This is a genomic window from Peribacillus sp. Hz7, assembly GCF_042136355.1.
Taxonomy (GTDB): domain Bacteria; phylum Bacillota; class Bacilli; order Bacillales; family DSM-1321; genus Peribacillus; species Peribacillus asahii_A.
The window spans coordinates 347291-369474 of the sequence record NZ_JBHHJV010000002.1; the positions used below are offsets into that span (position 1 = coordinate 347291).

A 22184-nucleotide genomic window follows, 5' to 3' on the forward strand; every position below is an offset into this window, starting at 1 on the left:
ATTTAGCATGAAACTTCATATATTTTACCATAATAACAGTGGAGGTCGATTTGATGAAAATATACGTGTTAGAAAAAGGTATTGTATTCTCGGGTAAAGCGTGGGAAATTAAACAAAAGCTCCAAGAATCGCAACATCACTATCGATATGTGAACGAATGGATTACTGATGTTCATCAACAAACTGTTGCTCCACAACGAAAAACTATTTAATCTATCGAGGCTAGCAAATAGCCTCTTTTTCATGAAATGATGAAAAAACAAATCATTTCACGCTTCACTAAAAATTAAGGTAAACTGAGGAAGAAAATGAGAAATAGGAGTACATACAATGAAAACAAGAAAACTAGGAAGCTCTATAATGAAGGTTTCAGAAATCGGATTAGGCTGTATGTCACTTGGAACCGATGAAAAAAAAGCGGCAGACATTATTCATGCTGCTTTAGAGGAAGGAATTACGTATTTTGATACAGCTGATTTATATGATTACGGCATGAATGAAGCCATTGTCGGTCAAACTTTAAAAAACTGCCGAGATCAAGTCATCCTCGCAACGAAAGTCGGAAATCGTTGGAATGAAGCCCAAGATGGCTGGAGTTGGGATGCTTCAAGTGCTTACATCAAAACAGCCGTTAAAGATAGCTTAACACGCCTAAGAACAGATTATATCGATTTGTATCAACTTCATGGAGGAACAATGGAAGACAATATAGACGAAGTAATTGATACATTTGAGGACTTAAAAAAAGCAGGTTATATTCGCGCTTACGGGATTTCTTCTATTCGACCAAATGTCATTAAACAATATGCAGCGAAATCTCATATCGATTCAGTTATGATGCAATATAGCTTGCTTGACCGTCGTCCTGAAGAATGGCTTCCCTTATTACAAGAACAAAACATTAGCATCATCGCCCGAGGGCCTGTGGCAAAAGGATTATTAAGTGAACGCATGTTAAGTAAATTAAACGCGGACGGATATTTAGACTACAGTTATAATGAATTAAAAGAACTGCTTCCATTATTAAAGGACAAGTTGTCTCCTCAAAAAATGAATAAAACAGCTCTTCAATATGTTCTCGCTGAACCGACTGTCGCCGCTGTAATTCCTGGCGCAAGTTCTGTCGCTCAATTGCGTGAAAATTGTGAAGCTGTTCGAAGTAAAGCCCTATCTTCTGAAGAACTGCAATTATTACGCCAGCTTACAAAAGCGAATGTGTACCATATCCATCGGGATTAATCCTTTATCTGCGATTATTCTATATTTATCAACGGAGATTATGATTTATCCCACACTTAACGGGCAGTAAGACCCCCACCTCAAGCTTAGGAGGAGTCAAAGAAGATAGGTGGGGGATAAAGGACCCCTCCACTGATGGAAGTTTCACTTTATCTAACAAAACCTCCTTTTTATCTACGAAAAAGTCCCATATATCTGTTTCATGACATATGGGACTTTTCTTTATTTATAATTTTTCCAATCTAAATTACTTTCCTCTAACAGCTCTTCAAACGATTTATTTTTCTCGCGTCGTTTTCGTTCTTCGCGCTTTCTCGCTTCTTCTGCTTCTTTTTTTACCTGTGCAGCTTCTGTTAATTCTTTTTGTGTTTGGCGAAGCTTAGACATGATATCTCCATTAATGAGATCCCCTAATTTTAAGGAATCATCTTGAGTTTGTTTTTTTGACGTATGAGTACGCGATTGTTTTTTGCTCATTAGTAAACCCCTCCCTTACGTTGCCACTATTATATCATGGGATACAGCTTCTGTTTTGATTTCTTGCTTAGAATGATACAATAATAGCAAGAGGAGGGAATTTCATGAAAAAATGGTGGGTTATTATCGCAGGCATTCTAAGTTATGTAATAGGCATCGGAATGTATATGTCCAATCGCATTATGTTTATGAAGAAAAAAGAAGATGTCTTTATACAAAATCGCGAAATTGAGGCAAAACGGTTTAGCATAAAAGAGTTCGAAGCATTACCAAGAACAGAACTCCTCATTCCCTCTCCAGAAGGCTATTCGTTAAAATGTGTATTAATCGAACCCTATGATACAAAGAAATGGATCATTATTTGTCACGGTGTTACCGAAAATAAAATCAATTCTTTTAAGTATGCCGATATGTTTATGAAACTTGGATTTAATGCCGTTATCTACGATCATCGCCGTCATGGTGAATCCGGCGGTAAAACGAGCAGTTACGGTCACTATGAGAAGTTTGATTTACAAGCCGTTATAGCTGAGGTAAAGAAACGCAAAGGAAACGACATTATGCTTGGTATTCACGGTGAATCGATGGGAGCCGTAACGACACTTTTATACGCTGGGATGCTTGAAGATGCGGCTGATTTTTATATCGTTGATTGTCCCTTCTCAAACTTCGAGGAACAAATTGAACATCAAATGAGCCAGGAAGTTCCTGTACCATCATGGGCTGTTTTCCCAATCGGTCGTGCTTTCATTAAACTGCGCGATGGCTACTGGACAAGTGAAGTCTCTCCAATTGACTATGTAAACAATATTCAAAAACCGGTTTTATTTATCCATAGTGAACCCGACCGTTTCATTCCTGCCTCCATGACACAAGCCTTATATGAGCAAAAACAAGGACCAAAACAGCTTTACTTAGCGAAAAAAGGGGCTCATGCCCAGTCCTATAACGAAAATCCTGAAGAATATAAAGCTAAAATTAAACTATTTTTAGAAACATATGTTTATGATAAAGAGGAGGGTGCTTAATTATGCCGACCTGTCAGCATTGTTATGCTAAATGGCGTTGGAGAGAAACATTTTGCAAAATGTTTACATTTAAAAATAAGCTCAAATGCTCCTCCTGCGAAACATTTCAATATATATCAAAAAAGTCAAGAAACCAAATAAGCCTATTGTCCGTTATGCCTTGCTTAAGTTCCATACCGTTATTATCATTCAACTTACCTATTAAAATCATTGTATCTTTACAATTCATAACAATTGTTTTAGCACTGATTGGGATGCCCTTTCTATATAAGCTAAACAATAAAGATGAGCCAATGTGGTAGTTGTACATACACAAGGCTGTCTTAAGAACTAATCAACTTTAAGACAGCCTTATTCGTGTGAACTATTTCCGATAAAAACTAAGCCGCGGGTTTAAAATTTCATTTGGACTTTTGAGCATAAAACAATTCGCTGATTCTACAAAATCAATTTTCATCATTTCATCTAAATAAATCATTTTCGACTTCTCTACATAGATAGTTGGACCATTCGTATCAATCTTCTCAAAATCTGCATCCAACTCCTGAACGAGCCACAGCGCGGTTACTCCATTAACTGCGCAGCCGCAATCATCTGTATCGTATTTTAATAGTAGATACCCGCTATCTCCATTCATCTTTTCCGTTACTTTCGTTAAAGCTTTCTCTGTCCATTCGATATACATATAAGCCCCTCCTTAACTTATTCATTATACATAATCCATCGTTTTCTGTTGAATCATTCCCCTACTGAATATTTTTCACTTTTCCGCTTAAGCTATTAAAAAAATAGCCGGAGTCTTTATTATGAAAAAAATTGATTCGACGCAGATGTTTTTTGTACTCTCCCTATCCATCGGCCTCTTTAATCATGTGATGATTATACCTATTCTTTTTGATACAGCTGGTCGGGATGCCTGGTTTTGGACGTTAGTTACATGCGGAATTGCTTGTTTCTTTGTTGTTTTTTTATTATTTATTTTACGACGAAAGCAACAGGAACCCTTCCATATATGGCTTGAAAATAGAATAGGAAAACGATTCGCTAAAGTAACGATTTGGCTGATCATTCTTTATCTACTATCAATTATACTCGTCACCATTAAAGATACGGTAGATTGGGTTATATCGAGCTTTCTTTTTGAAACGCCATTACTTGCAATTGTCCTTCCCTTTGCTATTGTTTGTTTTTTTCTTGCACAGGCAGGGCTTCGTGCTATATCGATTAATTCAGCCCTATTGCTGCCTATTGTCGTTGTACTAGGCATCCTCGTTTCTACTGGGAATATGCCAAAGAAAAATTTTCATTTTTTATTTCCATTGTTTGAACAAGGCTATTTTCATGGAGCAAAAGCGATTATTTATGCCTCCAACGGCTTTTTAGAGCTTCTTTTTCTTGTTATTTTGCAACATCACTTTACAGATGCCAAACGGTTTAAAGCGAAAACACTCGTCTCTTTAACGATTATGTTAATCATCCTTATGGTTGGGCCGATTACTGGCGCACTTGCTGAATTTGGCCCTATTTTATCTAGCGAATTACGCCATCCTTCTTATGAACAATGGCGCTTATTAAAAATTGGCAAATACATTTCACATACAGATTTTTTCTCTATTTATCAATGGCTGGCAGGTGCCTTTATTCGTGTTGTTTTACCTATGTTTATGATTGTCGATTTATTAAATCTTCAAAAACCAGCTGTCAAAAAAATCGTTCTTATGTTTCTTTCTTTATTAGTCGTAATCATGCCGCTTATCCCATGGAGCAATATTACGTTTTACACCTTTATGAAAAACTATTATTTTACAAATACGTCTTATTTTCTACACTCACTCGGACTTCTGTTTTTCATTTGTGCCCTATTGAAACCAAGAAAAAAGGTGAAGAAAAATGAAGCTGTTTAAAAACGAAACTAAAAAATATACAGATGATACCTTTCGTAATCAATTTTCCAATAGCCCTGATGTTCACTTTAAAACAATTTTTTCAAGTACGACCAATCGTCCAGTCAAAATGCTCGTTTTTTTTGCTCCTAGTCTCGTCAATATGGCAGAATTGAATGACCATATTTTAGAAGATCTCGAAAAAATTATTTATATTGAAGAAGATAAAAATAAACAACGAGATGACTCCTTTACAAATACCTTAATGGATTTTCGTTCAATACCCTTTGATGGTAACTCCGAATCTTTATACCAATTCATTTTTGGTGGAGAAGTACTTATTTTTATTGAAGAAAAACAACAACTATATTCAATTGCCGTCCCCGAAGTCCCAAATCGTCAGCCAGAAGAATCTGCTTTTGAAGTGTCTATTCGTGGACCACGCGATGGCTTTATTGAAGATGTATCCGTCAATGTCGCCTTAATCAGAAAAAGATTACGAACTTCCACCCTCACAGTAAAAGAATTCATTGTTGGTAAACGTAGTCAAACAAAAGTTGTCCTGTTATATATGGATGATATTATTGAACCTTCTTTAGTGACCACCGTTACAGCAAAAATAAATGAGCTAAATATTGATATTCTAACAAGTAGTCAACAACTACAAGAGTTAATCTCAGAACATACACTCAACCTTTTTCCGCTGACAGATTATACAAGTCGTCCTGATTATTGTGTCGAGTGTTTAAATCAAGGGCGATTCATACTAATTATTGATGGGCAGCCAACAGTTATCGTCGCTCCCACGACATTACTTCTACAAGTAAAAACAGCGGAAGACTCTAACCTTCCTTTTTTTTACGTTTCATTTGAGCGAATTTTGCGTATTGGAGGTTTTTTTCTCTCAATATTAATACCTGGATTTTGGGTCGCGCTTTCTACCGTTAATATCGAACAAATCCCGTTTACCTTACTTGCCACAATCAGTGTCTCACGTCTTGGTTTACCGCTGTCTGCAACTATGGAAATGTTCCTTATGCTTGCATTATTTGAACTTTTTCGCGAATCAGGCGTCCGTCTTCCAAAAGCTGTTGGACAAACGGTTGCTGTTGTTGGAGGATTAATCGTAGGAGATGCAGCCATTCGTGCAGGCTTAACATCCCCAACAATGCTTGTAGTCGCAGCCATCACTTCTGTTGCTTCATTTACACTTGTTAACCAAGCTTTAACAGGTGCTGTCACAGTACTTCGATTTGCGATTCTGTTTCTTAGCTCTATTCTTGGCATATATGGCTTAATTATCGGTTTTATTATAACAACCGCTCTCCTATCAAGCTTAGAATCATTTGGCATTCCATACATGAATGATTTCTCACCTGCTACTCTACACAAAATGGTTGTTTCCTTCTTAAAAAAGCCGTGGAAATGGGCGAGCAAAAGGAACGAATCAACAATCGATCAAACAAGAAAAGGAGGGCAAACATGAAAAGGATTATAAAAAAAGGCTTGGTACTCATGATTTGTCTGCTATTCTTATCTGGTTGCTGGGATCAAAAAAACATACAGGACATACACTATGTCACAACTTTCGGGGTTGATTATAAAGACGGAAAGTATATTGTATATGTCCAACTAATTGATTTCGCTGGAGTAGCCAAACAAGAAGTAAAGCCAACTACTCCTTCAAGATCCTATATAGGTCATAATAGTGGAAAAACGATTACAGAAGCGATTAATAACTTATACAAAACAGCACAGCAACGTTTATTTCTTGGACACGTTCATACGTTTATCCTGACAGAAAATGCCTTAAAGCAGGATATTAATGACATTATTGACTCTGCTTTTCGTAATAACTTTATCCGTTATTCAAGTAATTTTTTTGTTACGAAAAAGCCTATAGATGAGCTTCTTAAGATTACTGGCTTTTTCAATTTATCTCCTATGTATTCTGAGCTTCATTTTCCTGATGAAGTATATAGAAACCGCTCTTTCATCAGGCCCATTACGATTCAAGAATTTATTGCCAAATATCGAGAAGCAGCAGTAACAGCCATAGTCCCATCCATTACATGGAATGCAAAAGATTGGAAGGATAATAGTAAGAAGAAACTAAAAACATTCACCATTGATGGTGCCTATACCTTATTCTACAATAAATCCAAACCATGGTATTCAGAAGAAGAATTGGCAGGTGTTCGGTGGATGACAAAAGATACAACGAGAACGCCTGTTGACATCCAAACAAAAGATGGATTTGCCTATTTTTCCATGGCACATCCAAAGACGAAGATTAAACCAATCATAGAAGGAAATCAAGCAAAATTTATCATTCATTGTTCTGTATCAGGACGTATTCTAGGACTTACGTCTCATAAGAGTATAAAGGCTCTAGAGAAATCACTAAAATCTTCAATCGCCCAAGACATCCGAAAAACATTTGAAGCAGGCTTAAGAAACAACGCTGACCCGCTTAATTTAGGTGGAACGCTCTATCGAAAAGAGCTCAGATTTTGGCAAGCTCATCACTTTAATGAGCCAAATGATTATTTACACAGAGATGCCCTTCAAGCCATTCATATAGATGTTAAGCTTGCCAACACAGGCATATTAAAAGCAAAACCATTTAAAGATAAAGAGATTCTCGGAAAATAATTATACTTCTGCAAATAGAAAAAGAAGCTGGCTCGAAAATGCAAATTTTCAAGCCAGCTTCTTTTACTTGATTGTCACTATATTCTGTCGCATTTTTTCTAATTGCTTCACCGTTGGAGTTAAGTTTGCAAAGAAATAGGTTTCACGTAATCTTCGTGACGGATTACTTTTTCCAAATAACCTTCCATTATGCAGCATATCAGCTTGCACAGCTTTTAATGTTAATTATACAGATTAATACAGAACTTCATTCTTACGCTCATCTACCATAACCGTAAAGCTTGTGTCTGTATTAGAACGATTCATCATCTCAATGTTATAAGCTTTTTCCTTCACCTCATAGAGTACCTGAAGCACCATAAATCGTTGACTCGCAGCTTCTGTTACATAATCAATCGCTTTCTTGACGGCCTCTTGTTCAGCTATGCTTTGGGCATCGGTCAGCACAAGAAGGAACTTTGCCTTCGTTTTCGCCGGAAACGATTCTTTAATCTCTCCTATATACCACGGCTTCACTTTCATTCCGATTTCTAAATCCTCATAGGAGAGCTCTCTGCCCTTCAAATCTTGAATAAGAGTCTCCTTCGTCATCTTATAATAGGTACTTTTAATTAAAACCCGTTTGTCATCAAGGTCGGTAATAAACCCTGTGTCCCCTTTTTCAATCCGCTCTTTCTGAGTATCAGAAGGGTGACAACCGACTAACCCAATCATCACAAACAAACATAATAAATTTATCAGCTTTCGCTTCAAAATGTTGCCTCCTTATGTTTTTTAAATATATGTACCCATTCATCTTCCAAAAGGCAGGATCAAGAAACAAACGCTATTAAAAATAAAGTGAAACTTCCATAACATAGCCTTGAACAAAAAAGCTGTACCAAAGTATATCTTTTTAGTACAGCTTGCTAGTATTTTATTTCTTGAAAAAAGCTCGTTTCCCAACTAGTTCAGCTGTTGCGGGAAATAAATAATACAACTTACTCGCCACATTCATCCAACCCGGTAAGTTGATTTCCCGTTTCTTGGTCAACATGGATTCAACAATTTTTTGAGCAACCGCTTCCGGCTTTAACATAAATTTTTGAATGCTTTTGACATAGTTACCCGATTCATCAGCCGTTTCAAAAAAGTTTGTCGCAATAGGTCCAGGATTCACGGTTGTAACAGAAATCCCCTCTTCTTTTACTTCCATTCGCAGCGCATTTGAGTAACCTAGTACAGCAAATTTAGTTGCAGAATAGAGCGATGATTTAGGTGTAGCCATTTTACCGGCCTGGGACGCAATATTAATAATATGCCCTGCTTTCCGACGTTTCATCGAAGAAAGTACGTTATTTGTACAAGCCATTAGACCAAGTACATTGACATCAAACATTGCTCTAGCTTCATCTATATTGGTTTCAGCAGCTTCTTTAAAAATACCGTACCCTGCATTATTCACTAAAATATCAACTTCCCCAACCTCATTCGCAATTCGCTCAAAAACGGCTCGTACCTCGTTTGAATTCGCAACATCCAGTTGAAAAGCAAATACATGAACACCAAACATCTCTATAAGCATCGTACGTAACGCTGTTAATTTATCCATGCTTCTTGCAAGTAACACAACGCTTGCCCCTTGCTTGGCTGTTTGAATTGCAATTTCTTTTCCTAATCCACCAGAAGCTCCTGTAATGGCAACAATTTTCCCTCGTAATGTCGTCATCGTATTACGCAATGGAAAACAGCGTTAAACCCAATTGAGTTTCACTCTGAATCTCGCCCAAATCTTCTAAATAGTCTAACTGCCCAACCGTTTCCCACATCGTCAAGTCGACCTCTTTGCTGTATATTTTCGGGAATAACTGCTTACAAACTTCAAAAACGGTTAATGGCTTTTCTTCGAGCATTTTTTTCACATGCATCGCGCGGTCATGCTGGCGCGTCAACCTAAAGTGAATCAACTCTTTCACTTCTTCTACTTCCTCACCATGACCAGAGTACACTTTAGAAATAGGAAGATGGAGTAGTTTTCTAAGCGACTCATTATGTTGAAGCAATGGCTTCGGACGCTCTCCATTAGGAAGAAGTGGTGGCTCCATAATCGGATTCGGTGATACTTTAGCAATCAAGTGATCGCCACCAATTAATACAGCATCACTTTCGCGGTAAAACGATAAATGGCTTTGTGCATGCCCTAACGTCTCAATCGCCTTCCACCCAGGTAATCCAGGTAGTTCATCTCCTTCTGCCAAAAATCCAGCCAGCTTTCTATTACTTAAAAACCGTTTCTCTTCACGAGTGCGTATTAATTTATCTTTTAATTCTTCAGTCAACCCACACTTACCGCCGTATTCAAGGAAAAATTGATTATGCATGTGTATGAACTCATCGCTCAACTCAAGCCAGCGCTGATTATTTTTGTGACCATATACCGGCACACCTCGGTCAAAAAAATCAAGCCCACCAGCATGATCTGGATGATGATGGGTTAAAATGATTTGTTCAATATCTCCTATTTTCAAGCCCAATTCGCCTAATTTATCAGCGAGTACTTCTTTTGACTCCTTCGTTTTGACACCCGTATCAATTAAAGTGAGGGCATCTCCTTTTACAACATATACATTTACATCACCAACCGCAAACGGTGTCGGCAATGCAATCTTTGCGATCTTATTCTCCCATTTCACCATTATTTTATCCACCTTAAACATTATATTTGACTTTGTTATACGATGCTGTTAATTAACAAAAGCGTTTAACAAAGCAGGATATTGAAAATCTGTTACACAACAGCTTTGCACTTATGTAATCCATATTTTACATTTTCTCTTCCGCATTGTCATTATTTTCGCATAATTATGGTTATTTTTTTGTATCGCGCATATATTATATATTGACAGTTTACTTGTTTATCCTGCATAATCACAAGTAATTAAATCGTTTGGCTATGAGTAAGACCAAGTAAATAGATGACGGTGAATAGAGAGTGAGGCTCCCTTTTGGCTGCAAGGCTTCACCACCCTCTCATGTATTGAACCTACCTTATGAGCCTTCAGGAAAACCTGACGTATATCCAACGTTAAAGGATCTTAAAGCGCAGCTTTCAGCGAACGTAAAAGAGAAAGCTGAACAAAGGTGGTACCACGGAAGCAAGATCTTTCGTCCTTTATGGATGAGAGATCTTTTTTATTTGGCTTTGTTACATAATGCGATTTAAACATGGCTACATTCGCTAACAAAGCCTTTGACTTTAACAAAGGAGCGAAAGAAAATGAAGAAAATAACCTTTATTGGGGCAGGTTCTATGGCTGAGGCCATTATTTCAGGATTGGTAGCCCAACAAGTGGTAGATCCTAAAAATATTAACGTGACAAACAAATCAAATGAAGCTAGATTAGCATCCTTAAACGAAAAATATGGTGTAACAGGGACACGAAATATACAAGAAGCTATGAAAGAAGCCGACGTTGTTTTACTAGCTGTAAAACCAAAAGATATGTTAGCTACCATGCAATCCATTCAACCATATATTACAACTGAGATGATGCTCGTCTCTGTTGCAGCAGGTGTTCATACCGCAAGCCTTGAGGGAATTGCGGCAAAAGAGGTAGCCGTTATTCGCGCGATGCCTAATACGTCCGCAACGGTCGGGCAATCAGCCACAGCGATTAGTACAAATGCGTACACATCGGCGGAACAACGTCAAACAGCGATTACGCTTTTTGAAACGATCGGCTCTGTCGTCGTTGTTGAAGAAGAGCAGCTAGACGCTGTAACAGGTCTATCCGGCAGCGGCCCTGCTTACCTATATTATCTTGTTGAAGCAATGGAAAAGTCAGCACAAGATCTCGGCCTCGATGCTGGTACTGCTAAACAATTAATCATTCAAACAATGCTAGGTGCTGCCGAAATGCTTAAGCATTCTACAAAATCACCAGCTACTTTAAGAAAAGAAGTGACGTCTCCTGGCGGAACGACTGAAGCAGGATTAAAAGTACTACAAAATTATGAAGTCGATCGAGCTTTTATCGCGTGCATTGAGGAAGCAACTGTACAATCCAAACGAATGGGGAAACAAATTAGCGACCAGCTTGCACAATATGCTGTTCCCCGCTAAATTGGCATGACTTTATGCCAATTTAGCTAGATTCTTAAGTATAAAAAGAGCATGATTAAAAGGGACAGGATATGCCTCTTTTGATTCATGCTCTTTTTACTCTTTAAGTATGGGATAAAGTGAAACTTCCATCAGTGGGGGGTTCCTTCATCCCCCACTGATGGTTAGTTGAACCAATCGGACCTTTACGGGCAGTTGTCCCCACCTATCTTCTTTGACTCCTCCTAAGCTTGAGGTGGGGGTCTTACTGCCCGTTAAGTGTGGGATAAATCGAATGTTTAGCTAATTATTTTTTAAATTGCTATACTAAATTTCATATTTAAGGAAATAAGGAGTGGGATTAACATGAATGCTAAGCTTTTTTCTACTTATACTATCAAAGGTGTAACTCTTAAAAATCGAATTGTTATGGCACCGATGTGTATGTATTCTAGTCAGGAAGATGGCCGCGTTAAAAACTGGCATTTAACGCATTATACAAGCCGAGCAGTTGGCGGTGCAGGTTTAATTATTCTAGAAGCAACAGCGGTTAATCCTCAAGGTCGGATTTCCGTTAATGACTTAGGCATTTGGAATGATGAACAACTCCCTGGACTGTCACAGCTCGTATCGATGATGAAAGAGCAAAGAGCAAAAACAGGCATTCAACTCGCTCACGCAGGTCGAAAAGCAACAGTACCAGGCAACATCTACGCACCGTCACCCATTGCTTTTAATGAGACTTATAAACAGCCCCAAGAAATGACACAAGCTGATATTGAAAAAACAATCCTCTCCTTTCAACAAGCAGCAGCACGAGCAAAAAAAGCAGGATTTGATGTCATTGAACTACATGCCGCTCATGGTTACTTACTAAACGAATTTCTCTCACCGCTAAGCAACAAACGAAATGATGAATACGGCGGCTCTAGCGAAAATCGTTATAAAATCGTTAAAGAAGTCATCGCTGCAGTAAAACAAGTATGGGAAGGTCCACTATTTGTACGTATTTCTGCTCATGATTATCAAGAAGGCGGCATGACAGCAGAGCAGTATATCGAAATAAGTAAATGGATGAAGGAAGATGGAGTCGACTTAATTGATGTAAGTTCTGGAGCTGTTGTGCCCGCGTCTATTCCTGTCTATCCAGGCTACCAAGTACCGTTCAGTGAAACGATTAAATACGGAGCCTCTATTGCTGCAGGAGCAGTTGGTTTAATTACAACTGGCATCCAAGCGGAAGAAATTTTACAAAACGAGCGCGCCGATCTTATTTTTATCGGTCGTGAACTGTTACGCGACCCTTATTGGCCAAGAAACGCGGCAAAAGAACTTCGCTATGAAATAGAAGCACCTACGCCATACAAGCGCGGCTGGTAAAGAAGATTATTTACGACGAATTCATAGTGAAACAACTACTCAAAAGCAAAATCCCATCATACAGCGGGATTTTGCTCTGTCTCAATAAAACTCCTCGAAAAACCACTTTCTTTAGCGAAAGAATACTAGTTTTGTCACCCTGAAAGGAATTAACTATCAAAGCTAGAATTCTTCTTATTAACTATAGCGGCCTGTAAATATTAATGAGGAGGAGAATACTATGAATACAAATGAAGTGTCCAAATTATTAGGTGTTTCTCCTAAAACCGTTCTTCGTTGGATCACACAATTAAGCCTAGAGATTGAACGAACTCCCCTTAAGCATTATCGATTTTCAGAAGAAGATGTAGCTTTACTCCAGCAGGTTCAGGAACAACTGAAAAATGGTACCCCTCTGCAAAACATCAAAATCCATGAAAAAAAAGTACGAAAGGCAAAAGCAGCAAACAAACCACCTAAAGATGAAAGTAAAATGTATGACAAGCTAGTAGAGAGAATTGAACATCTTGAACGGAAATTATCAACAAAAGCAGATGATGTCGTCTCCTATCAAATCTTACAACACCGAAACGAGATTGAAGAGTTACAAAGCGTTGTTTGCGAGCTAACTCAACAAATCGAAACGCTCCAAACCAAACTAGAAGTAGCCTCACAAGCCGACTGCTTCCTTGCCTTCGACGAAGCAGCTTCAACAGAAAAATCAAAGAAAAAGCCATTTTTCAGCACTCTTTTTCGCTCCTCCAAAAAAGAAGCACAAACAAACTAATTATATACAGTGAAACTTGCATCAGCGGGGATTTTCTTCATCTCCCACCTATCTTCTTTGCTTCCTCATAAGCTTTAGGTGGGAGTCTTACTGCCCGTTAAGTGTGAAACAAAAAGTGCCTACTCTCAAGGAATAGGCACTTTTTTATATGATTAGGCTAAAACTGCTCGGTCATTATTCATTTTTTCACCTTTAATACGTTGGAATTCATTCAATAATTTTTCAACAGTTAACGCCTGTTTTTCTTCTCCTCTTGCTTCAAAAATAATTTGTCCTTTGTCCATCATAATTAAGGAGTCACCCAAATCAATCGCTTGCTGCATATTGTGTGTGACCATTAATGTCGTCAATTTGCTTTGATCGACAATTTCCTTCGTTAATTGTGTCACAAGCTCTGCACGTGAAGGATCAAGTGCTGCTGTATGTTCATCAAGAAGCAAGATTTTCGGTCCAGTAAAGGTGGCCATAAGCAGGGATAGCGCTTGACGCTCCCCTCCGGATAGTAAACCAACCTTCGCTGTCATTCGATTTTCTAACCCTAAATGAAGCGTTTCTAAACTTTCTTTAAAAAATGCTTTTCGTTGATTCGTTACGCCAAAGCGGAAACCACGGCGATTGGTTCGACCGTACGCAATGGCCATATTCTCTTCAATCGTCATATGCGGGGCTGTCCCAGCCATCGGATCTTGGAACACACGACCAATCATTTTAGCGCGGTTATGTTCTTCAATCCCGGACACATTTTGACCATCAATAAGAACTTCTCCCGCATCGGGAAGAATTTTTCCAGATACCATATTCATTAACGTCGATTTCCCCGCACCGTTACTCCCAATCACCGTAACAAATTCACCTTTTTTTAATTGAAGTTGAAGGTTTTGCAGAGCGAGCTTCTCATCTGGTGTTCCTTCATTAAATACCTTATAAATTCCATTCAGATGAAGCATCTTATTTCCCCTCCTTCAATGATTGATGACGAAGTTGCAATTCCATCAGACGTTTCTTCTTACGCGCTTTCACTTTCCGTTTTTCCGTAATAAGCGGTAGAACGAGCGCAATAATTACAATAAGAGCGGTAATTAATTTCACATCACCTGTTTGCAAGAAGTCTACACGCAAAGCTAACGTGACAACAAGGTTATAAATAAGCGAACCACCAATTACAGCAAGCGTTGCTCTAACAATCGTTTTCGCACCAAAAATAGCTTCACCAATAATAACAGAAGCAAGACCGATAACGATCATCCCAATTCCCATTCCGATATCACTAAAACCGTTATATTGAGCAACAAGAGCACCTGAAAACGCTACAAGCGCATTACTAACGGCCAAACCAAGCACCTTCATATTCCCAGTGTGAGCAGAGAAGCTTTTTACCATCGCTTCATTGTCACCGGTTGCACGAATCGCTAAACCAATTTCTGTTTTCAAGAATAAAGACATTCCTATTTGAATAAGAATCGTAAATAATAACATCATCAGTAAAATAGACCATGTTTTTGGTAAACTGTCTCCTAAACCAACTGCCGTTAATAAACCATTTAATACATCATCTATGCCTGTTTTTGCCCATGCATCTTGAATATTCGTTAATAGAGTCGTTTGTGAAAGTAACGAGATATTCGAAGTACCCATAATTCGCAGGTTAATCGAATAAAGAGCAATCATAACCAAAATCCCTGCTAAAAGCGGATTTACTTTCCCTTTTGTGTGCAGCAAACCAGTTATTATACCGGCGATAAAACCAGCTCCTAATGCTGCTAATGTGGAAACAATTGGCGAATAGCCATTTACAATCATAATCGCTGCTACAGAAGCGCCCGTAACGAAGCTTCCTTCTACTGTCAAATCAGGAAAATCAAGAATCCTGAACGTTAAGTAAACACCGAGTGCCATAATGGCGTAAATCATTCCAGATTCAAATGAATTGAATAGGGCTGTAAACATATTTTTCTTCCTTCCTAAAATGAAAATAAAAGGGTCCCAAGATCAAAATGTAAGGGACCCTAGACTAGAAATAGATAAGAAACAAGAACGAACTTACTTCACAAACTCCGCTTCTTTCTTCCATTCTTCTTTAATTTCAACGCCCATTTCTTTGGCAGCTGTTTCATTGATTACAAGTTTTAGATTTTGTGGATAGCTAACTGGAATGTCTCCTGGATTTTTACCATCTTTCAGAATTTCCACAGCTTTTTCTCCAGCTTCAAAACCGATATCATAATAGCTGAAACCGTAAGCAGCAAACCCGCCGCGTTCTACCGAATCTAACTCTCCTACGAATAATGGAATATCTTTATCATGCGCTACACCTACAACTGATTCTAATGCTGAAACAACCGTGTTATCTGTCACAATATAGAATGCATCTGCTTTGCCAATTAAAGATTCCGTTGCTCGTTTTACATCTGCAGACGTAGAAACAGAAGCTTCAGCCACCTTCACTCCTAATTTTTCCGCTTCAGCCTTCATATTTTCTACTTGTAGGACTGAGTTTTTCTCACCAGAGTTATAGACTGTTCCAATCGTTTTAGCTCCAAGTTCTTCTGCAATAAATTTCACCGTATTCGCAATCGCATCAGGATGAGAATCTGTTGTTCCTGTCACATTTTCACCTGGCTTTTCCAAAGAGGTCACAAGTTTCGTTTCAATTGGATCTGTTACAGATGTAAACACAATTGGAATATCGCTTGTTGCATTTTTAGCACCTAATGCACTTGGAGTCGAGTTAGCAAAAATTAAATCAACTTTATCACCGACAAAGTTATTCGCAATTTTTTGATTATTATTTTGATCATTTTGTGCGTTTTGAACATCAAACTCTACATTCAGCTTGCTTTCTTTTAAAGCATCTTGGAACCCTTTCGTCGCTTCATCTAAAGAAGGATGCTGCACAATTTGTGTAACACCAACTTGATATGTTTTTTCGCCGCTGTCCCCTTTCTTTGTATCTTCACTGCTTGAATCGCTGCCACAGCCAGCTAATAACGCACTCGTTACAAGTGTAATTGCTGCAGCTGAATATAATTTCTTCTTCATGTTTCTCCCCCTCTTTTTCGATAATGAAAATTTCTTCAATTAAGTAATGTTATACGTTTTTGCTTTTATGTATTAAATTATAAGCGCTTCCACGCAATTATTTCAATATATTTTTCTTCTTTTTAAAATTTTCTATATATTAGGAAAGTTAAAATTCAGAAAAAATTCAGACTTTCATGACGAGTATTCGACAAATTTCCTATTTCTAGTATAAGATAAATTCAATGCTGCATATAAGGATGGATTGCCATGTTCAATTTAGTATCATTAATGTTAGAAAAAGTAGGAATTATTGTCATTGTGGCTTTTTTACTTTCACAGATGAAGTCCTTTCGCCATATTGTTCACGGTGAACACAACATAAAAGAACGAATATGGCTCATTGTCCTTTTTGGAACATTCGGAGTAATTAGTAATTATACAGGTATAGAGATTCACCACGATACAATCCATAGAGTAGATTGGATTACTGAGGTTAATCCCGATAATGCGATTGCCAATACGAGAGTAATGGGGGTAGTCATTGGCGGTCTAATAGGTGGTCCAGTAGTCGGAATTGGTGCCGGTTTGCTTGCAGGAGTTCACCGCCTAACATTAGGAGGTTTTACCGCTGTTGCCTGTGCAATCTCTACCCTTTTAGCCGGGGTTGTAGCTGGTTATTACGGAAAGAAACGACGGAAGGGTGGCAAAAAAATCACTCCCCTCTATGCCGTCAAAATTGGCATGATTTTAGAAGCTGTACAAATGCTCATTATTGTAATCGTCGCCAAACCATTTGAACAAGCAGCAAAACTAGTTGAAATAATTAGTATACCAATGATTCTTGTTAATGGTTTTGGAACATTGCTTTTTATGCTCATTATTCAATCAATGATGAGGGATGAAGAACGAGCACGCGCTAATCAAACAAATCAAGCCTTTCATATTGCCGATCAAACATTACCTTATTTTCGCCAAGGACTCAATCCAAGTTCCTGTCAACAAATTTCAGAGATTATGTTGCAACTGACTGATGCAGATGCTGTAGCGATTACAGATGACCGTCAAATTTTATCTCATGTTGGCGCAGGCGCTGATCATCATATTCTAAACATGGAGCTTGCTACAGGATTGACGAAAGAAGTATTGGAAAGCGGAAGGGTTGCTATTGCACAAGTAAAAGAAGAAATTTATTGTTTTCAAAAGGATTGCCCCTTGCAGGCAGCAATTGTTCTACCTTTAAAAGTACAAAATAAAACCGTAGGTACTTTAAAAATGTACTTTACCGACCCTGCTAAATTAGATAAAGTACACAAAGAATTAGCAGAAGGTCTTGCTAACTTATTTTCTACCCAACTAGAACTGGCAGAGGCCGAACAGCAAACAAAATTATTAAAAGACGCAGAAATTAAAGCATTGCAAGCGCAAATTCATCCACATTTTTTGTTTAATAGCATCAACACCATTTCAGTACTATGCCGAACAGATGTAGAAAAAGCAAGAAAGCTATTAATTGAGCTTAGTTCATTCTTTCGCAGTAATTTACAAGGAGCTAGGCAAATGATGATTCCATTAGAAAAGGAAATCGAACATGTAAAAGCCTATTTATCGTTAGAGCAAGCCAGATTTCCGGATGTTTATCACCTCTCTCTCCATATAGAGCCAGGGCTTAATCAAGTGTTAATTCCACCATTTACTTTACAGCCCTTAGTTGAAAATGCAATTAACCATGCTTTTATCCGAAAAGATCATAATAAAGGAACTATCTTAATAGATATTTCTTCACAAAACGAAATGATACACATTATCGTCCAAGATAATGGAAAAGGAATCGAAGAAGAAAGAAGAAGAGAACTTGGTCACCGAACCGTCAGCTCTAAAAAGGGAACGGGTACAGCTTTATTTAATATTTACGAACGTTTAATGGGTATTTATAACGGGCAAGCACAATTAACTATTCAGAGTGAACTAAATGTAGGTACGAAAATTATCATTTCTATTCCTCTTCATAGTAAAGGAGTTTTTGAACAACATGTTACGAGCATACATAGTAGATGATGAACCGTTAGCACGAGATGAATTAAAGTACTTGCTCATTTGCAGCAAACAAGTAGAAATTGTAGGAGAAGCAGATTGTTTAGAGAAAGCGATGGCAGACATCCCTGTCCAAGAACCCGATCTTGTTTTTCTCGATATTGAATTAGCTGAAGATAATGGATTGCAGTTAGCAAAACAGCTTCATGCTTTGAAAAAGACTCCTGCTATCGTATTTGCAACAGCGTATGACGAATATGCGCTCGAAGCTTTTGAACTAAACGCACTCGATTATTTATTAAAACCGTTCGATGAACAGCGTATGTATCAAATGTTAGACAAAATTACAAAACTGCAGAAAATAGGTGAACAAGACGTCCAGCCTTCTTCTAACGTTCCAATCAATAAAACAGGCAAAATAGCTATCCTTGTAGAAGAGCGAATCATATTACTTGATGCTGCATCTATTCTATTTGTTGAATCAAGTGAAGGAAAATGTATGATTAAAACAAAGGATAACATATTTAAAGTAAGCGAAGCGCTTGTTGCGTTAGAGAAAAAACTACAGGATAGTTCATTTATGCGCGTACATCGCAGCTATATCGTCAACATCCATTACATTTCTGAAATACAACCTTGGTTTAACTCAACCTACAACCTCATTATGAATGACGGTTCTAACGTTCCTGTTAGTCGAACCTACATAAAGGAACTAAAGCAGCTATTACAATTCTGAACTGGTATTCTTTTGTTGTTCAAAAGCGTTATATAACAATATAGCTAAAATGTTAAAACTAGAAGAACACTAAATTTTCAGTTTATTTAATTGTATCTCACTCCGCATTTTCTGTAATTAAACACTGTTTTTTGGTATTTCAACTGAAAAAGCCACCTGCTTACACTTTCATTTAGTATGATTACTGTACTACAACAGAAATGTGGAGGTCATAAAAATGAATGCGGTTTCTATAGTCATTGGTTCCATTTGTATATTATTAATTGTCTACCGCTTATACGGTACATTTATGGCAGCTAAAGTATTAAAGCTAGATGATTCTAAACCTACTCCTTCTCATAAACTAGAAGATGGTAAAGATTATGTACCAACTAATAAATGGGTAACGTTTGGTCATCATTTCGCGGCAATTGCAGCTGCAGGTCCATTGGTTGGACCGATTTTAGCAGCACAGTTCGGGTATTTACCCGGTTTGCTTTGGTTGCTAATTGGGGCAGTCATTGGTGGGGCAGTTCACGATATGGTTGTTCTATTTGCTTCTATGCGTCGAGACGGAAAGTCACTATCTGAAGTAGCTAAAGAAGAACTTGGTCCTGTAGCAGGATTTTGTACAGGCCTTGCGATGTTGTTTATTATTACCATTACAATGGCGGGACTGTCTTTAGTTATATTACATGCACTAGAAAACAACCCATGGGGTACATTTGTTGTCGGTATTACAATTCCAATCGCAATGGGTGTTGGTCTCTATCATAAAAAGACTGGCAATCTAAAAGCCGCGACAATCGTTGGGTTTGGTCTAATTATCGCAGCAATTCTTTTCGGACCAAATCTTCAAGGCACAGCACTTGGTAATCTATTAACACTTGAAGCAAGTACAATTGCTATTCTTTTACCAATCTACGCATTTTTCGCAGCGGCCTTGCCTGTCTGGTTATTGCTTGCTCCACGTGACTATTTAAGTACATTTATGAAAATCGGGGTTTTCGTCGCTTTAATTATCGGGGTATTCTATGTAAACCCATCTGTTCAGTTTCCAGCGTTGACAGACTTTATTAACGGCGGCGGTCCAATCGTTGCTGGTCCGGTTTGGCCATTTATCTCCATTACCATTGCTTGTGGAGCAATCTCAGGATTCCATGCATTCGTTGGTTCTGGAACAACTCCTAAAATGATTAATCGCTGGAGTGATATTAAAGGCGTTGCGTTCGGTGCCATGCTTGTTGAATGTTTAGTAGCCATTATGGCTTTAATTGCTGCAGTATCATTACAGCCAGGAGACTATTTCGCTATCAACTCCGCTCCTGAAAAATTTGCAACACTCGGAATAGAAACGGTACATTTAGATGAGTTAAGCGATGAAATCGGCATGGATCTTGAAGGAAGAACAGGCGGTGCTGTAACACTTGCCGTTGGAATGACTTATATTTTTACCGAAATACCAATTTTCGAAAAATTAGCGTCATATTTCTTCCAATTCGTTATTTTATTTGAAGCAGTCTTTATCTTAACGGCCATTGATTCAGGAACTCGTGTAGCTCGTTATCTTATTCAAGATTTCTTCGGTGATTTTTATAAACCTTTAAAAAATACAGAGTCATTATTTTCGAATATATTCGCTAGTGCGCTAGCATGTTTCATTTGGGGATACCTCTTATATTCAGGTGACATCAGTTCTATCTGGGCACTATTTGGTGTATCCAACCAATTAATGGCTTCCATTGGCCTAATCGTTGGAGCAACCGTTATTTTAAAAATTGCAGACAAACGTTGGTATATGCTAACTTGTCTAGTCCCACTGGCTTACTTATATGTAACGGTCAATGTAGCAGGATATTGGATGATTAAAAATGTATACTGGAATGCAGAAAGTCCAGGTTTTAGTGTATTAAACGGTACATTATCCATCACGATGCTTGTTCTTGGAGTGATTATTCTCCTTACATCTATTAAAAAATGGATTGAGCTTTGTAAAATACCTCAGCATATTTTAGTAGAACAATCAAAAAAAGAAATAGCATAATAAAAACCCGGAAAGCTGCAACAGCTTTTCGGGTTTTTGATTTACTGATCGATAACATGCTTTACAATCTCCGTTACTTCCACTCGATTAATCTTCTCTTTTCCTTTTTTTAAAGCGACTAATGTGGCTTTCGCTAATTCTAAAGGAATTTTACAAAAATGTACAATATCCTTCGTTTGAATCGTTTGGCAATATTTTTCTGCCATTGCTAAATTTTTCTCTGTATGAGCAAGCATCTCAGCGAACCCCCATCCTTTTGGGAAAAACTGAACGCCACGCTCCGCATCTTCATCACGATTACGTAAAATATTAACCGTTTGCAATCCGCGGCCAAAAGCAATTGCTTGTTCACGATTCGTCTCTGTCCCATCATACCATTTCCAAATATCTGAGAGCATTACACCGACTAAACCAGCAACATAATACGTATAATCATCTAAATCGGATTCCGTTTCGATTGTCCAATTTTTCGCAACCCATTTCGCCATTCCTTCAGCCATTTCTATGGTAGACTCTAACACCTTATCTAACGCACCCGGTGGACAATATGCAATCCAATCCGACAAAAGCAATGTCACCTCAGGTAAATCTTTTTTAAATGGAGTAAAAAGGGATTCGATTCTTGCTGCGCTGTGACCTTCTTGTAGCAATTTAGCGACAGATTGTAATAGAAAAATTTTCGTATCAGCAGGAAGCTTCGAATCATCTTCAATTTCATCAATGGCACGCATGCACAAATAAGCTGAACCAATTGCTTCTTGTAATCCAGATGGTAAATGACTAATCGGAATAAAAAAAGTCCGACTCGTTGTTAATAAAAAATCCATCGCTTTTTTATGTAATAGGTTTTGTTCCATCATATCT

The 22184-nt window shown here is 38.0% G+C and carries 21 protein-coding genes and 2 pseudogenes; 13 read left to right on the plus strand and 10 right to left on the minus strand.

The features are described 5' to 3' along the window. The first annotated feature begins 53 nt into the window (after positions 1–53). Both mciZ and ACE199_RS05310 read left to right on the plus strand, forming a co-directional pair. On the plus strand, positions 54–212 hold the full coding sequence (gene mciZ / locus ACE199_RS05305) for a Z-ring formation inhibitor MciZ (RefSeq protein ID WP_375348871.1): 159 nt from the start codon (positions 54–56) through the stop codon (positions 210–212). Between the two features lie 118 nt (positions 213–330). After that, entirely contained in the window at positions 331–1239 is a 909-nt protein-coding gene (locus tag ACE199_RS05310) for an aldo/keto reductase (RefSeq protein ID WP_375348872.1), read from the plus strand. Between the two features lie 222 nt (positions 1240–1461). Here the strand turns inward: ACE199_RS05310 and ACE199_RS05315 are convergent, their stop codons facing one another. Next, the gene (locus ACE199_RS05315) at positions 1462–1716 is read right to left on the minus strand and encodes a YqkE family protein (RefSeq protein ID WP_127761241.1); all 255 of its coding nucleotides are present in this window, start codon (positions 1714–1716) and stop codon (positions 1462–1464) included. Positions 1717–1820: 104 nt separating this feature from the next. On the opposite strand from ACE199_RS05315, the gene ACE199_RS05320 reads away from it, so the two are divergent. Together ACE199_RS05320 and ACE199_RS05325 are read left to right on the plus strand one after the other, a co-directional pair. Continuing rightward, a complete protein-coding gene (locus tag ACE199_RS05320; RefSeq protein WP_375348873.1) occupies positions 1821–2744 on the plus strand; it encodes an alpha/beta hydrolase in 924 nt (307 codons plus the stop codon). 2 nt (positions 2745–2746) lie between these two features. Beyond that, positions 2747–3046 (plus strand): TIGR04104 family putative zinc finger protein, encoded by a 300-nt coding sequence (locus tag ACE199_RS05325; RefSeq protein WP_375348874.1) that lies wholly within the window; start codon positions 2747–2749, stop codon positions 3044–3046. 62 nt (positions 3047–3108) lie between these two features. Here the strand turns inward: ACE199_RS05325 and ACE199_RS05330 are convergent, their stop codons facing one another. After that, positions 3109–3429: an iron-sulfur cluster biosynthesis family protein gene (locus tag ACE199_RS05330; RefSeq protein WP_127761244.1), complete on the minus strand. Its 321-nt coding sequence runs from the start codon at positions 3427–3429 to the stop codon at positions 3109–3111. 121 nt (positions 3430–3550) lie between these two features. On the opposite strand from ACE199_RS05330, the gene ACE199_RS05335 reads away from it, so the two are divergent. Genes ACE199_RS05335 through ACE199_RS05345 form a run of 3 tightly spaced genes read left to right on the plus strand, consistent with a single transcriptional unit; the run spans position 3551 to position 7282 of the window. After that, positions 3551–4648 carry an endospore germination permease gene (locus ACE199_RS05335; RefSeq protein WP_375348875.1) on the plus strand — a complete coding sequence of 366 codons (1098 nt, stop codon included), beginning with the start codon at positions 3551–3553 and terminating at the stop codon, positions 4646–4648. Then, positions 4635–6113, plus strand: a complete 1479-nt coding sequence (locus ACE199_RS05340) for a spore germination protein (RefSeq protein WP_127761246.1) — start codon at positions 4635–4637, stop codon at positions 6111–6113. The genes ACE199_RS05335 and ACE199_RS05340 overlap by 14 nt, the downstream gene beginning before the upstream one ends. Continuing rightward, positions 6110–7282 carry a Ger(x)C family spore germination protein gene (locus tag ACE199_RS05345; RefSeq protein ID WP_375348876.1) on the plus strand — a complete coding sequence of 391 codons (1173 nt, stop codon included), beginning with the start codon at positions 6110–6112 and terminating at the stop codon, positions 7280–7282. Before ACE199_RS05340 ends, ACE199_RS05345 begins: the two co-directional genes overlap by 4 nt. Positions 7283–7345: 63 nt before the next feature. Here the strand turns inward: ACE199_RS05345 and ACE199_RS05350 are convergent. The 4 genes and pseudogenes from ACE199_RS05350 to ACE199_RS05365 all read right to left on the minus strand — a co-directional run. Then, positions 7346–7507 (minus strand): annotated as a pseudogene (locus ACE199_RS05350) (acyl-CoA dehydrogenase family protein); the annotation flags it as partial. Positions 7508–7516: 9 nt separating this feature from the next. After that, complete coding sequence (locus tag ACE199_RS05355; RefSeq protein WP_375348877.1) at positions 7517–8035, minus strand: DUF3221 domain-containing protein; 519 nt, start codon at positions 8033–8035, stop codon at positions 7517–7519. 163 nt (positions 8036–8198) lie between these two features. Continuing rightward, positions 8199–8990 carry an SDR family NAD(P)-dependent oxidoreductase gene (locus ACE199_RS05360; RefSeq protein ID WP_375348878.1) on the minus strand — a complete coding sequence of 264 codons (792 nt, stop codon included), beginning with the start codon at positions 8988–8990 and terminating at the stop codon, positions 8199–8201. A gap of 4 nt (positions 8991–8994) precedes the next feature. Next, entirely contained in the window at positions 8995–9957 is a 963-nt protein-coding gene (locus ACE199_RS05365; RefSeq protein WP_375348879.1) for an MBL fold metallo-hydrolase, read from the minus strand. A gap of 581 nt (positions 9958–10538) precedes the next feature. Between ACE199_RS05365 and proC the strand changes: the two genes are divergently transcribed. The 3 genes and pseudogenes from proC to ACE199_RS05380 form a co-directional block, all read left to right on the plus strand. Then, a complete protein-coding gene (gene proC / locus ACE199_RS05370; RefSeq protein ID WP_375348880.1) occupies positions 10539–11384 on the plus strand; it encodes a pyrroline-5-carboxylate reductase in 846 nt (281 codons plus the stop codon). 345 nt (positions 11385–11729) lie between these two features. Continuing rightward, a complete protein-coding gene (gene namA, locus ACE199_RS05375; protein WP_375348881.1) occupies positions 11730–12743 on the plus strand; it encodes an NADPH dehydrogenase NamA in 1014 nt (337 codons plus the stop codon). 280 nt (positions 12744–13023) lie between these two features. Continuing rightward, a pseudogene (locus ACE199_RS05380) lies at positions 13024–13509 on the plus strand (MerR family transcriptional regulator); the annotation flags it as partial. A 152-nt stretch (positions 13510–13661) separates the two neighbouring features. Here the strand turns inward: ACE199_RS05380 and ACE199_RS05385 are convergent. From ACE199_RS05385 to ACE199_RS05395, 3 genes are all read right to left on the minus strand, one after another. After that, positions 13662–14456: an ABC transporter ATP-binding protein gene (locus ACE199_RS05385; RefSeq protein WP_375348882.1), complete on the minus strand. Its 795-nt coding sequence runs from the start codon at positions 14454–14456 to the stop codon at positions 13662–13664. Between the two features lies 1 nt (position 14457). Then, positions 14458–15456: an ABC transporter permease gene (locus tag ACE199_RS05390; protein ID WP_375348883.1), complete on the minus strand. Its 999-nt coding sequence runs from the start codon at positions 15454–15456 to the stop codon at positions 14458–14460. A 93-nt stretch (positions 15457–15549) separates the two neighbouring features. Next, entirely contained in the window at positions 15550–16548 is a 999-nt protein-coding gene (locus tag ACE199_RS05395) for an ABC transporter substrate-binding protein (RefSeq protein ID WP_375348884.1), read from the minus strand. A 249-nt stretch (positions 16549–16797) separates the two neighbouring features. Between ACE199_RS05395 and ACE199_RS05400 the strand changes: the two genes are divergently transcribed. The 3 genes from ACE199_RS05400 to ACE199_RS05410 all read left to right on the plus strand — a co-directional run bounded on the left by ACE199_RS05400 (position 16798) and on the right by ACE199_RS05410 (position 21320). Further along, positions 16798–18585, plus strand: coding sequence for a LytS/YhcK type 5TM receptor domain-containing protein (locus tag ACE199_RS05400; protein WP_375348885.1), 1788 nt, complete (start codon positions 16798–16800; stop codon positions 18583–18585). Then, complete coding sequence (locus tag ACE199_RS05405; protein WP_375348886.1) at positions 18560–19297, plus strand: LytR/AlgR family response regulator transcription factor; 738 nt, start codon at positions 18560–18562, stop codon at positions 19295–19297. The genes ACE199_RS05400 and ACE199_RS05405 overlap by 26 nt, the downstream gene beginning before the upstream one ends. Before the next feature lie 217 nt (positions 19298–19514). After that, entirely contained in the window at positions 19515–21320 is a 1806-nt protein-coding gene (locus ACE199_RS05410) for a carbon starvation CstA family protein (protein ID WP_375348887.1), read from the plus strand. Positions 21321–21361: 41 nt separating this feature from the next. Here the strand turns inward: ACE199_RS05410 and ACE199_RS05415 are convergent, their stop codons facing one another. Then, entirely contained in the window at positions 21362–22180 is an 819-nt protein-coding gene (locus ACE199_RS05415) for a squalene/phytoene synthase family protein (RefSeq protein WP_375348888.1), read from the minus strand. Positions 22181–22184: the final 4 nt, after the last annotated feature.